Source organism: Pseudomonas sp. LJDD11, assembly GCF_024584215.1.
In the GTDB taxonomy this organism is placed as follows: domain Bacteria; phylum Pseudomonadota; class Gammaproteobacteria; order Pseudomonadales; family Pseudomonadaceae; genus Aquipseudomonas.
This window is the reverse complement of sequence record NZ_JANJFL010000035.1, coordinates 1-12,246: the sequence shown is the minus strand read 5'-3', so window position 1 is coordinate 12,246 and position 12,246 is coordinate 1. Positions and strand designations below refer to the sequence as shown.

Sequence of the window (12,246 nt, the reverse complement as noted above, 5' to 3'; positions counted from 1 at the left end):
AATTCCAAGAAAGGAACCGCCCATGAAAATGCCTCTGATTTCCTGCGCCATTGCCGCTCTTTCTCTTAGCACTCAGGCCGTTGCCTGGGACTTCGTGCTGCTCGACAGCGACAAGCCCGCCAGCAATATGCGGATCACCAGCGAGCAGCTTGGGGTCAAGCTCGACAAGCCTTTTTCCATCAGCATGCGCACCCTGCATGGCGGGCGTCAGGAAGGTGTGAGCCTGATTGATATTGATAACGGCACGATGAAGCTGACGCTGGTGCCGACCCGTGGCATGAACGTACTCAATGCTCAGGTCGGCGAGGCCAGGATGGGCTGGGATTCGCCGGTCAATGAAGTGGTCAACCCGGCCTTCATTGAGCTTAACGGGCGCGGTGGTCTGGGCTGGCTGGAAGGTTTCAACGAACTGGTCACCCGCTGCGGTTACGAATGGGTCGGTCATCCGGGCATCGACAATGGCGAGTTGCTGACCCTGCATGGCCGCGCAGCGAATATTCCGGCCAGCAAGGTCACCGTGCATATCGACCAAACCCCGCCGTATGCCATTCGGGTGCGTGGTGAGTTGAAAGAGCAGGCGTTCAAGAAAGTGGACTTCAGTGTGCAGACCGAACTGGTGACTGAGCCAGGTACGGCGCGGTTCGTGCTCAATGACACCCTGACCAATAATGGCGACTATCCAAAGGAATACCAAGCGCTGTACCACAGCAACTTCAGTACGCCGTTTTTGGAGGAGGGCGCGCGCTTTGCCGCGCCGGTCAAGCAAGTGTCGCCTTTCAACGATAAAGCCAAAGCCGACCTGAGCGACTGGCAGACCTATCGCGGGCCGACCCCTGACTACGATGAAACCGTGTACAACGTGGTGCCTTACGGCGACGACCAAGGCAACACGCTGACGGTGCTGCACAACAAAGCCGCCAGCCTCGGCGTTGCAGTGGGCTTCAATATCCAGCAGTTGCCAGTGTTCTCGCTATGGAAAAACACTGACACCCGCGGCCAGGGCTACGTCACCGGGTTGGAGCCTGGCACCAGTTTCTCGTACAACCGGCGTTACCAGCGACCGCTGAATCTGGTGCCGACTATTGGTCCTGAACAACAGCGTCAGTTCAGCATCAGCTACGCCTTGCTGGCCGATAAACCGGCGGTGGACCAGGCACTGCAGCAGATCAAAACGATCCAGAACGGCCGTGCGACCGAGGTGCGCCAGGTGCCGTTGGTGGATTTGAGCAAAGAGTAAACAATCATTTTGCCGGTGCCCGGTGCCCGGTGCCCGGTGCTTGAAGCGCCGATCACCGGCACGGGCGCGCGTTGTCTGCAAGTCGAGCGCCCCATCAATCGGGTTTTGCGTATCGAGCGGGTGCTTCATGATGTCCTTTTGGGAGGGCGGGAGGAGTTGTTTAGTTAGCCGCTGGACGTATTTTTACTTGAAGTTTTTGTGCCGCGATTAAACAACGGCTGCGTGGTAATCCTTGGTTAGGCTCTGTACGTAAAGTAGCTGCGCTCGGTCACGCTGCGTTAAAAACAGGCTTTTGCGCGAGTCCGACCCGATCGTTTCTCGCTTGTTTTGACTTGTTCCAGCAAACCCAGGAATGCACCGATGGCAGGGCCTGGGTACCGGACGTTGGGTCACAGGTTTTGGGTGATCACCACCTTGCCAAACAGATTGCGTGCCGCAAAGCGTCGCCACGCACTGGACGCATCATCAAAAGCATAACGGCTGTCGATCACCGGTTTGAGATCATGCCGGGCCACGGTGGCGATGAGATCTTCCAGGTCCTGTCTGTTACCGGTGGCAATCGGTTGCAAGCGTGCCTGGCTCAGGAAAATATCCATGAACCCTGGCATTTCGCCGGCCGCCAATATGCCCACCAGTGATACTTGCCCGCCAATGGCGACCGCTTTGACCGATTGCATCAAGGTGCCGGGGCCGCCGACTTCGACCACACGGTCCACGCCACGACCGTTGGTCAGTGCCCGAACGGCCTCGCTCCAGTTCGGGTGCTCAAGGTAATTGATGACGTGATCGGCGCCCAGGTCGCGCAATTGTGCGGCTTTCTGTTCCGAGGACGTGGTAGCGATGACCTGCGCGCCAGCGGCTTTGGCCAGTTGCACGGCGAACAGTGACACGCCGCCGGTGCCTTGGGTCAGTACCCGTTGATGCGGGCCGATGCCTTTGAGTGCTGACCAAGCGGTAACGGCGGCGCAGGGCAGGGTGGCTGCGGCCTCGAAACTGATCGAGTCGGGTAACGCTACCAGCTCTTGTTGGTCAATAGTGCGATATTCGCTGGACCAGCCATCGAGCTGCAGACCGTATTGCGGGGCAAACTCACGAAAAGGCCCCGACACCCAGCCGGGAACGAACGCGTTGACCACTCGATCGCCCACCGCAAACCGGCTCACACCGGCGCCCACTGCCTCGACAATGCCGGATGCGTCCGACAGCGGTACTCGACCGTCCTGCACGCCGAACGGCAATGAGCCATTGAGAATCGCCAAGTCTCGGTAGTTGAGGGAGGTGGCCACAATGCGCACCAGAACCTCACCTGGCCCTGGTGTCGGGATGGGCTCCTCACATAGCTCCAGGCCTTCGATGGATCCGATTTTCTGTAAACGGTAAACCTTCATGCGTCACCTCGGTCGATCAGGTCCCAATGGCCTGAATAAGGCCTATGGTGGCCTTGCTTGACTGGATGGCCCATTGCCTGGAGTATCGAAGTCTTAACCCATCGTCCAAAGTCGGCGCCATGCACCCCTTCGACTCCGTACTCAATGCCATGCACCTGGAAAGCTCCCTGTTTGTTCGTTTGCGTGGGCAGGCGCCGTGGGCGATTTCGTTTGACAGTGGGGGGCAGGCTCGGCTGTTGGTTGTTGCCAGCGGCCAGTGCTGGTTCACCCGCATAGGGCAGGCGCCTGTCGAGATCAGGGCCGGTGACTGCCTGATCATCAAGCAGGGCGTGGACGGCGTGTTGGGCGACACACCGGACACCGTCGCCATCTCCTGCTGGGAGGTGGCGGATCACGTGACAGGCCATCGGGTCACCTTTGGCGGTGAAGGGCCGGCCTGTGAGTTTTTCTCGACCCTGTTCAGCTTCGACCATGCCGCCGGCGAGCCGCTGTCAGCCTTGCTGCCTGATGTAGTGCACGTTGCCATGAGCGATTCTGATACCGGGCGCATGCTTTCGGTTCTTGAACAGATCGGCCTGGAGGAGGCCCAGGATGGGTTGGGCACGCCCTATATCGTCAGTCGGTTGCTGGACATTCTGTTCATTCAGGCGATTCGGGTGTGGGCGGCATCCGAAGGCAACATGGCCGATGGCTGGCTGGCCGGCCTGAGTCACCAGCAGTTGGCGAAAACCCTGCGGCGTATTCATGCAGACCTCGCCCATCCCTGGACGCTGGAGCAGTTGGCGCGTGATGCGGCCATGTCCCGTTCGGCGTTCGCGGCGTTGTTCAAGTCGGTTATCGGCATACCGCCGTTGGCCTACATTGCGACCTGGCGGATTTATCAGGCCAAGCTACTGCTGGCGGCGGGGCACTCGATTGCGATGGCGGCTGAGCAGACGGGCTACGGCTCGGATGTGGCCCTCAGTCGCGCGTTCAAGGCCGCAACCGGGGTGGCCCCCGGTCAATGGCGCAATGAGCGCCACAGGGTTGCCCGAGGCGCCTCGCTCAGCTCAAGCTGACTTCACATTCATGGTGATTTTGGCCGTAAACACTTTCACATCCGCCTCATCAAAAATATCCACCGAGACGATCTTGTCGCCTGCGCTGTTCCAGTCAACGCCACTGCCATCGGCAATTGCGCGGATGCCGGTTTTGGCTTTTGCCAGGTACTCAACGGTCATGCCCTTCGGAATCCACTTGCCGCCCGCGGGAATGGATACGTCCGTCAGCATGCCGCCCGCCAGTTCAGCGGCGTTGCACAAGGCAATGGCATGCACTGATGCCAAGTGATTGGTGATTTCTTTGCGAAACGGCACTTTAACCAGCGCATAACCGGGCCTCAGCTCAGCCACTTCCGGGGTAATAGTGCTGAAGTAAGGGGCCATCTGGCAGACCATGTTGCTGAATGCAGATGATCCGACGCTGTTGAACATGCTCAGGGCTTGGCTCATGGAACACGACCTTCTTGTTGGTTGCAGAACATTGCTCTGTTACAGAACATAATTCTGTATTTGACAGGTGTCAAGCGCCGCTTCCAGCAGCCCCCGTGGTCGTCGTACCATTCGTCTTTTTCAGGCGCACCCGCATGGAATCTGATCTGCTAGACCGTGTTTTTCCCGGGAGACGCGGCGACCTTAAACGCGCCATCCTGCGCCAGGCTTTGCGCTCCTTTAACGATATGGGTATTGAAGCCACTACCATCGAGGCCATTCGTGCCGAATGCGACACCAGCGTGGGGGCGATTTACCACCACTTTCAAAGCAAGGAAGGGCTGGTGGCGGCGCTGTTTTTTGCAGCGCTTGATGACCAGGAACGGCTGCGCGACGCCTACCTGCAACACGCAGGTGACGCCAAGGCCGGGGTACTGGCGCTGGTGCACAGCTATGTCGACTGGGTGGACGCGCAACCGGACTGGGCACGATTTGTCCTGCAGGGGCGCTTTGCCGTGGCCACCGGTCCGTTCAAGGAAGAACTCGCCGCCCGCAACAAGCAGCGCAACAAGAAGTTGCTGGAATGGATGACCGCGCAAGGCATCGCCGAGCATTTTGCGCACGTGCCTGCCGAGTTATTGCCGTCGCTGATCATTGGTCAGGCAGAAAATTATTCACGGGCCTGGCTATCGAAACGTGTGGTTAATAGCCCCAGGCACTATCGGGACATGCTGGGGCGGGCGGCGTGGCAGTCGATCGAAACGGCGGCCAAAGCGGGTTAGCCTCATGCCGCACGGGTTTGCAGGCTTGATCTACAGTGTGCTGATTGAAGTGCGGACTGCATCAGACTCGTGACTGCAGCCGCACTTGTTCATTAAAGCGCTAATCAAAACACAAAGCGTGCCACCATGCCGTTCAGGGCCACTGCCAATCTCGACAACTCATGACTGGCGGCACTGGTCTGATTGGCCCCGGCTGCCGACTGAGTGGCCAGGTCACGAATGTTCACCAGATTACGGTCCACTTCGCGAGACACTTGGGCCTGCTCTTCCGAGGCGCTGGCGATCACCAGGTTGCGTTCGTTGATTTTCGAAATGGCTTCGGTGATCTGCTCAAGCGCTTCTCCGGCAGCCCGGGCAAGCTCCAGGGTGGTAAGCGTGCGGCTGGTGTTCAAACTCATCGACTGCACGGCATTGCCGGTTCCGCTTTGAATACCGGCGACCATCTGTTCGATCTCTCGAGTCGATTGCGCCGTACGGTGGGCCAAAGCCCGAACCTCATCGGCCACCACCGCAAAGCCACGACCTGCTTCGCCAGCCCTTGCGGCTTCGATTGCCGCGTTCAATGCCAGCAAGTTGGTTTGCTCGGCAATGGAGCGAATCACATCCAGCACCTTGCCGATGTCGCGGCCCTGTTCTGCCAGGCCTTCGATCAGGTTGGAGGTGGTCTGCACATCCTGGGTCATGGCCTGAATCGCTTGTACGGTCTGCACGACCTTGTCGCGACCCTGACGCGCTGTATCCGTTGACTGCTCTGAAGCTTGGGAGGTGGACACGGCATTGCGCGCAACTTCCTCGACAGCGGCGGTCATTTCGTTCACGGCAGTCGCTGCCTGTTCAATTTCATCGTTTTGCTTTTGCAAACCGCGGGACGACTCTTCAGTGACTGCGCTCAACTCTTCTGCGGCAGAGGCCAATTGCGTGGCCGACCCTGAAATCATCTGGATAGTCGTGCGCAGGTTCTGCTGCATGACCACCAACGCTTCAAGCAATCGCGCCGGCTCGTCCTTGCCATCGACTTCAATGTGTTTGGTCAGGTTGCCCGCTGCGATTTCCTGAGCAACGCTCACTGCTCGCGACAAAGGCGCCACAATACTGCGGGTCAGTAACCAGGCGAGCAGGACCGTCATCATTGATGCAATTATCGCCACGGCAATAATGGCAACCGTTGCACCGTCATATTGCTGCCCAGCTATGTGAGAGCCTGCAATAGCAGCGGCTCGGTTGATATCAACCAGATCCTTGAGTTGTTTGGTCATCAAGTCAGAAGTTTGTCGCATACCCGTGTTAATCATGGTCCGGGTTTCTTCGGTCTTGTTCTCACGCGACAGCTGCAGTGCCTGATTGAGTAACCCAAGATACTGAATCAGTGTTGTATCGAACTGTTGATAAGTAGCTCTCTCTTGCGCCTCGGCCGGTAGCGCACTATAAGCAGACTTGGCCGTTTGCAATTGGGTCGTTACTTCAGCAATTCGCTGATCGGTTTCCTGCAGCATTTCAGGCTCGCGATTGACCAGCAGGCGTAATGAAAAAACTCTCAGGCGCAGCACCGATTCATTGACGTTGCCTAGCAGCGTGATGCTCGGCATGGTGTTGGTTTCCATGTCGAGCGTGGCCTGGCGGATCAGGCTCATGCGGTTCAGCGCAAAAAGCCCCAGCGCGACGACCAACAGAGCAATGAACGCAAAACCAAGAAACGCTCGTGGAGCGATATTCATGTTTCTTATAGACATAAATTTTTCTCAGTGAAGTAAACAGCAAAAGCGCTTCATGCTCTAACCGTTACGCCGCAACCTGCCCTGTAGGATCCTGCCTTGTTAAACCAACGTTTAGACAAGAGGATCTGCGCTCGTAACACCTTGTTACTTCTATCGGCAGGCCTTCGGGAATTGTTGAGGAGATATTTAATTCTATTTTTTGACGCCAATAAGGTGGCTGGCAAGGAGGGTGAAACTTCAGTGGCAACGGTATAGCTTCAATGAGGGCAGTGATATTCGCAAAAACTATCAGTTTGCGATTTTTTCGCAGAAACCCCAATCCGGCCGTCAGTTGACCTCAGGTGTTCTCATCGTTGATCCATGCGCGGACAATCACTCTGGATTTGGAGTCGTGAATGGGTCATAGGCATGGATCATCAACGACTTGCGCTCGGTTGCGAGTAACAGCGGGCTGCCTCACCTTACGGCTTAATCCGGGGGTTTTGCCGGTAATGCGCTTGAATGCACGACTGAAAGCGGCCTGCGATGTATAGCCCAGACGCTGCGCTACCTCTTCAATCGGCAGCCTTTCCAGGGTCAGCCACTGGCTCGCAAGCCGCATTCGCAGTTCGGTGACATAGCGCAGCGGGGCCATGCCAATCGTCACCTGGAAGCGCTCCGCGAACACCGAACGTGAGGTATTACAGTGCGCTGCCAACTGCGCAACGGTCCAGTCGCGGCCCGGTTGCTGATGGAGCGCAAGCAGTGCGCCGGCCAGGCGTGGATCGCGCAAGGCGGCGACCAGGCCAGAGGCATTGCCGCAGGCGCATTCCACCCAGCCGCGAACGACCATCGCAGCCACCACGTCGGCCAAACGCGCAAGGATACCGGCGAAGCCGACCCGTGCGCTGCTAACCTCGCGCTCCATGGTTGTCAGGATCGGTACCAGACCGGGGTAACGCTGGCCGCCGGCATCAATCAGCATCACGCCCGGCATCAGCCGACCAAGGCCATGGATGCTGCCCAGTTCAAACTCCATACAACCACTGAATAACGTAGTGCTTGGCGTGGGGCCGGCATCGGCTCCGGTATCCACTGCGCTGACGGTGTCACCGAGCGGGGCGCCGTCCAGCCGGTTGATGTCTAGAACAGCCGCGCCAGGGTGGGAAAGCAGTTGATGGGCTGCGCCATGGGAGATGAACACGGCGTTGCCGGCAGACAGCGCGTAGTGGGTGCCATCCTCCATTTGCAGCACCGCATTGCCGACGGCTATGAAGTGGAACCAGGCGTGCCCAGGTTTTTCCGTGAAGCCCAAGCCGAAGGTAGGACCTGCCTGAATACGTCGGTATTCGACGCCGCGCAGGCGCATGCCGCGCAACAGCTCGTTAATGAGGTCCGAGGAGAGAGCAAACTGATCTGCAGGCGTCATTCAGGTGTTTTGGTCAAGAAACAGAGATTTTCAATCATAGATCATCCGGATTCGGACGCCTAGACTTCGGTTCGTAATGAAGATTGGGAGATCCGTACGATGACTGACTGTGCATGTAAGGCCGTACCCGACCGCCATACTGGCGTCGGGTTGGATGTAGAGCCTGCGACCCCCGCGTGGCTGGCGGTCTTTTCGTTGGCAATGGGGGTATTCGGGTTACTGACCGCTGAGTACCTACCGGCCAGTTTGTTGACGCTGATGGCCACTGACCTTGGCGTGTCCGAAGCGCTGGCTGGCCAGGCGGTAACGGTGACAGCAGTCGTCGCGCTGTTCGCCGGCCTGTTGGTGCCAGGCATGACCCGTGGCATCGACCGGCGTTGGGTGTTGCTGGGCTTTTCCACGTTGATGGTCGCCTCCAATCTGTTGGTCGCCATTTCCTCCAGCTTCGCGGTGCTGTTGTTGATGCGTATCTTGCTGGGTATTGCCCTTGGCGGGTTCTGGAGCATGGCGGCGGCGGTCGCGATGCGCTTGGTGCCGAGCGCTTTGTTGCCACGGGCGCTGTCGATCATTTTCAGCGGCATTGCCATCGGGACGGTTGTTGCCGTGCCGCTGGGCAGCTATCTGGGCGGGTTGTATGGTTGGCGCAGCGCGTTCTTTGCAGCGGCGGCGGTTGGCGTGGTGACCTTGGTGTTCCAGTCGTTCACTCTGCCACCCCTTGCGCCGCGCCGGCCGGCACGTCTGCGCACCGTGCTCGAGGTGTTGCAGCGTCCGGGCATTGCCATGGGCATGTTTGGTTGCGTGCTGGTGCACAGCGGCCACTTTGCGATGTTCACCTATGTTCGGCCATTGCTTGAAGGGACTACCGGCATCGGCCCGCAAGGGCTGTCACTGATGCTGCTGGGCTTCGGCGTGGCGAACTTCGCCGGCACGCTGCTGGCCGGGAAACTGCTGGAGCACCACCCGCTGGCCACGCTCGTATTGATGCCCGCGCTGGTCGGTATTGCAGCACTGGCGTTGGTGCTATTGCCGGCCTCGGTGCCGGGGCAGGCGATACTCCTGGCGGTCTGGGGCCTGGCCTTTGGTGGTGTGCCGGTGGCGTGGTCGAACTGGGTTGCCAGTGCGGTCCCCGATCAGGCGGAAAGCGCCGGGGGCATGGTGGTGGCATCTGTGCAGTCCGCCATCGCAACAGGCGCAGCCGCTGGCGGTGCAGTGTTCAGCCTCAGTGGCAGCGCAGGCGTATTCGTCGCAGCGGCCGTGCTGATGCTGCTGGCCGCGCTGCTGATTGCGCTGCGGGTCCGGGTCCCATCTGGCCATGGCGTTGGCCAGCCCAAGCCTGCGTTGCATCTTTGATCCGGTTTGCCAAATCGTCTTGATTGCGTCTGTGATCAGGAGTTAACCCGGCAACGATACGACGTCGGCGCAGGTACGCCTCAAGTCGTTGCCAGGTTGAGCTACACAGCACGGACACCTGTTCGATGCGACCGCCGGAAGGGTACGGTGTGTTCATGATCCAGGTGGGCAACGTTTGATGGCCGGGAGGTGTAGGTCAGGGACTATCTTGCCCCCACTCAAATGCCGTCCACGAGTGATCACGAATGGCGATTTCTGACGAAATCTAGTACGGCTCTGGATGGGGTTCAGTGTGCGCCCAGCAAACAGGCTTGAGCGGACCACATCACCCAGACACACCAAAGCAATGCCAAGACGAGAACCAAGGACAGCCACAGCGTCGAACTGCTCTGCGACGAGAAGCCAGAGGCGGTTTGAAACGCTGAGCCATGAGCGTCAGTCATGCTCATGGCGACGGCTGCGCTCTATCGTCCATTTGGTTCAGAGGCGCTGGCTGCGCGTGGCTCGCACCGAATGATTAACCCACCTTATTACCCTTGGCTGAATACGCCATAAATCATCGTGCTCAGGATTTGGAGCTCGGTCGGCCTGGAATATGACTCAGTATCGATTTGGAGAAGCCGCCATCGACGCATATATCCTGCCCCGTGACATAAGCCGATAAGGGGCTAACGAGAAATTCGATCACGTTGGCGATATCCACGGGCTCGCCGATTCGCGCCAGCGGGATGATTGCTTCTCGTGCTTTTTTGATCTGCGGATCAGCGTACATTTTTTCCGACATCGGCGTGTGGGTCATGCCTGGGGACACCACGTTGACGCGGATGCCGTCAGGCGCCCACTCCAGTGCGAGCGTCTGGGCGAGCATGGTCAATGCCGCTTTGGTGGGGCTGTAAGCGCCTGAGCCTGCATGCGGAAGCTGGCCAGACATCGACGAGGTAAAGCACGCTGAGCCTCGGCTCTCGCGTAAGTACGGGTAGCTGGCTTTGGCCAGCAGCCAGGCACCGCGAAGATTGACCGAGAACATGTCGTCCCAGGCTTCGATGGACAAATCACAGATCGCACCAGGGCTGGCGATACCGGCATTCGCCACCAGCGCGTCGAGCCCGCCGAACTCCGCTATTGCCGCCGCCACCAGTTTGCCTGGTACTTCAGGGTTACCGAGATCTCCGGACAAGGCGATGGCGATACCGCCCATGGCCCTGATGGATTTAACAACTTCTTCCTGCGTAGTGGTGGGTGTGTGCCCGCAAACCGCAATTTTCGGCTGCGAGCCGCGGGCAAGGGCCGCCTCCGCGATCCTCAGGCATGCAGACGCACCGATACCGCTGCTACCGCCACTGACCAAAGCTCTCATTGGACACTCCTTTTTATAGTTAGACATTGAGGTAGAAGATGTTCGTAAAATACGAAAATAGGTTTCGCTTTGCAATCAAATTGACAATGGAATTTGATTCCGATATCGTTTTTTGGTAGTCGGATACCTTGCCTGTGCAGCGGCTGTTGCTATCCCGATCTATCCATCCGTCGTCGCGTCTTTGAGCTGGCGATAGTGGTCAAGACACAAAATCGATAATACGAATGGCCCGTTTCACTCCAGCGAATACTCAACTGAAAGGATGTTTCGATATGATCATCAGCACGTTTTCCTATATATGGTCATCCACGGCAATTGATGCCATTGCACAACTGGCCGAGCACGGGCATCGCGTGTATGAGGTGCCGATCAGCTCGCCGCATTGCTGGCCGGTGGAAATCTCGGCCGCAGAACGCTCTGCTGTTGGCGTGCGCCTTCATGAATACGGCGCGAAGATCAGGTCGCTCAACGCCGGCGGCTATGACATCAATCTGGCCAGTCCCGCCGCAAACATGCGTCACAAGAGCGTCGAGCACATCAAGGCGGTGATTGATCTGGCTGTCGCCTGGGACTCTCAGGAAGTGGTGATATCCCCTGGCACTCGGCGGCCCATGATTTCCCCACCGCTTGAAAAGACCTACGACTGGATGTACGAGAGCCTGGCCGTTTTGATTCCGCTGGCGAAACAGGCTGGCGTACGTTTGCTGCTGGAAAATACGCCCTACTGCTTTACCCCCACCATGGCGGAGCTGGCGCAGGTTGTAGGCACCCTGAACGATGATGTGGTCAGGGTTGTTTACGATATCGCCAATGCTGCTTATATAGGTGAGGACCCTGTGGCGAGTCTGCTGGCTTACCACAGCGCCATCGACTTCGTGCATGTGTCCGACACCGGTACGGATGTATGGGGGCATGATCCAGTCGGTACGGGTGTCGTGGACTTCATTGGGTTGGGCGAGGCCGTTCACGCGACCTGCGGTATTGAAAACTGCGTGCTGGAAATTATCCGTGAAGAAAACGCGTTATATGAGCTGAACAAGGGTGTGCAGGATCTGCGTGCCAAGGGCTGGAAAATTCCTTAACTCCCGCAACACACCTGCGCGGGATTAACGCGCAGGCAGCGAATCAGTCCCCACTGACCATCGGGCGCGCGACAAGCCCCGCCGTTCAGGGCGGGGAAGGATAGCGCGGACGGCGTAGCCGTCCCTGGTTGCCGTGGGGTGTCTGCTGCTGTTCGATGTACGCACCGCCACAGGATGATTCGCAGTAACACGGCGACACAGATGCCCTTCTACGGCGGTATTTCGTTACAAAGACCCCATGGGCATGCAGCTTGAAAACACCGTGCCGTCCGCGCCTAATGGCGTCTTCATTGCTCATGGCTCAAGAGCAGGATGCAACGACTTCAAGCCTTCAAGTACGAACTCATGCCAGACGGTCAGCAGGAGCGGCAAATGCGCCGCTTTGCGGGCTCCTGTCGCTTCGTCTTCAACAAGGCGCTGGCGTTGCAGAAGGAACGCCACGAGCAAGGCGAGAACAA

The 12,246-nt window shown here is 58.3% G+C and carries 11 protein-coding genes and 2 pseudogenes; 6 read left to right on the top strand and 7 right to left on the bottom strand.

Features of this window, described 5'->3' with window-relative positions:
* Positions 1–22: 22 nt before the first annotated feature.
* Positions 23–1,237 (top strand): aldose 1-epimerase family protein, encoded by a 1,215-nt coding sequence (locus NRB16_RS26605; RefSeq protein ID WP_257107334.1) that lies wholly within the window; start codon positions 23–25, stop codon positions 1,235–1,237.
* Positions 1,238–1,626: 389 nt separating this feature from the next.
* On the opposite strand, the gene NRB16_RS26600 is transcribed toward NRB16_RS26605, so the two are convergent.
* Entirely contained in the window at positions 1,627–2,625 is a 999-nt protein-coding gene (locus NRB16_RS26600) for an NAD(P)-dependent alcohol dehydrogenase (RefSeq protein ID WP_257107333.1), read from the bottom strand.
* A gap of 44 nt (positions 2,626–2,669) precedes the next feature.
* On the opposite strand from NRB16_RS26600, the gene NRB16_RS26595 reads away from it, so the two are divergent.
* The gene (locus tag NRB16_RS26595; RefSeq protein WP_197540959.1) at positions 2,670–3,683 is read left to right on the top strand and encodes an AraC family transcriptional regulator; all 1,014 of its coding nucleotides are present in this window, start codon (positions 2,670–2,672) and stop codon (positions 3,681–3,683) included.
* Here NRB16_RS26595 and NRB16_RS26590 read toward each other — a convergent pair.
* Entirely contained in the window at positions 3,675–4,115 is a 441-nt protein-coding gene (locus tag NRB16_RS26590) for a hotdog fold domain-containing protein (RefSeq protein ID WP_045491581.1), read from the bottom strand. The genes NRB16_RS26595 and NRB16_RS26590 overlap by 9 nt on opposite strands.
* 134 nt (positions 4,116–4,249) lie before the next feature.
* Between NRB16_RS26590 and NRB16_RS26585 the strand changes: the two genes are divergently transcribed.
* Complete coding sequence (locus NRB16_RS26585; RefSeq protein WP_253117356.1) at positions 4,250–4,876, top strand: TetR/AcrR family transcriptional regulator; 627 nt, start codon at positions 4,250–4,252, stop codon at positions 4,874–4,876.
* Between the two features lie 104 nt (positions 4,877–4,980).
* Here NRB16_RS26585 and NRB16_RS29870 read toward each other — a convergent pair whose 3' ends face one another.
* The 3 genes and pseudogenes from NRB16_RS29870 to NRB16_RS26575 all read right to left on the bottom strand — a co-directional run bounded on the left by NRB16_RS29870 (position 4,981) and on the right by NRB16_RS26575 (position 7,999).
* Positions 4,981–5,814, bottom strand: a complete 834-nt coding sequence (locus NRB16_RS29870; RefSeq protein WP_373568512.1) for a methyl-accepting chemotaxis protein — start codon at positions 5,812–5,814, stop codon at positions 4,981–4,983.
* A gap of 21 nt (positions 5,815–5,835) precedes the next feature.
* Positions 5,836–6,591: pseudogene (locus NRB16_RS29865) on the bottom strand (MCP four helix bundle domain-containing protein); the annotation flags it as partial.
* 400 nt (positions 6,592–6,991) lie between these two features.
* Positions 6,992–7,999 (bottom strand): AraC family transcriptional regulator, encoded by a 1,008-nt coding sequence (locus NRB16_RS26575; RefSeq protein ID WP_257107331.1) that lies wholly within the window; start codon positions 7,997–7,999, stop codon positions 6,992–6,994.
* A 99-nt stretch (positions 8,000–8,098) separates the two neighbouring features.
* On the opposite strand from NRB16_RS26575, the gene NRB16_RS26570 reads away from it, so the two are divergent.
* Positions 8,099–9,349: an MFS transporter gene (locus tag NRB16_RS26570; RefSeq protein ID WP_257107330.1), complete on the top strand. Its 1,251-nt coding sequence runs from the start codon at positions 8,099–8,101 to the stop codon at positions 9,347–9,349.
* A 314-nt stretch (positions 9,350–9,663) separates the two neighbouring features.
* Here the strand turns inward: NRB16_RS26570 and NRB16_RS26565 are convergent.
* A pseudogene (locus tag NRB16_RS26565) lies at positions 9,664–9,798 on the bottom strand (TIGR03758 family integrating conjugative element protein); the annotation flags it as partial.
* Positions 9,799–9,914: 116 nt separating this feature from the next.
* On the bottom strand, positions 9,915–10,706 hold the full coding sequence (locus NRB16_RS26560) for an SDR family NAD(P)-dependent oxidoreductase (RefSeq protein WP_257107329.1): 792 nt from the start codon (positions 10,704–10,706) through the stop codon (positions 9,915–9,917).
* Positions 10,707–10,978: 272 nt separating this feature from the next.
* Here NRB16_RS26560 and NRB16_RS26555 point away from each other — a divergent pair, with 272 nt between their 5' ends.
* Together NRB16_RS26555 and NRB16_RS26545 are read left to right on the top strand one after the other, a co-directional pair.
* Positions 10,979–11,788, top strand: a complete 810-nt coding sequence (locus tag NRB16_RS26555; protein WP_257107328.1) for a sugar phosphate isomerase/epimerase — start codon at positions 10,979–10,981, stop codon at positions 11,786–11,788.
* Between the two features lie 312 nt (positions 11,789–12,100).
* A partial coding sequence (locus tag NRB16_RS26545) for a helix-turn-helix domain-containing protein (RefSeq protein ID WP_257107348.1) occupies positions 12,101–12,246 on the top strand: 146 nt, incomplete at its 3' end.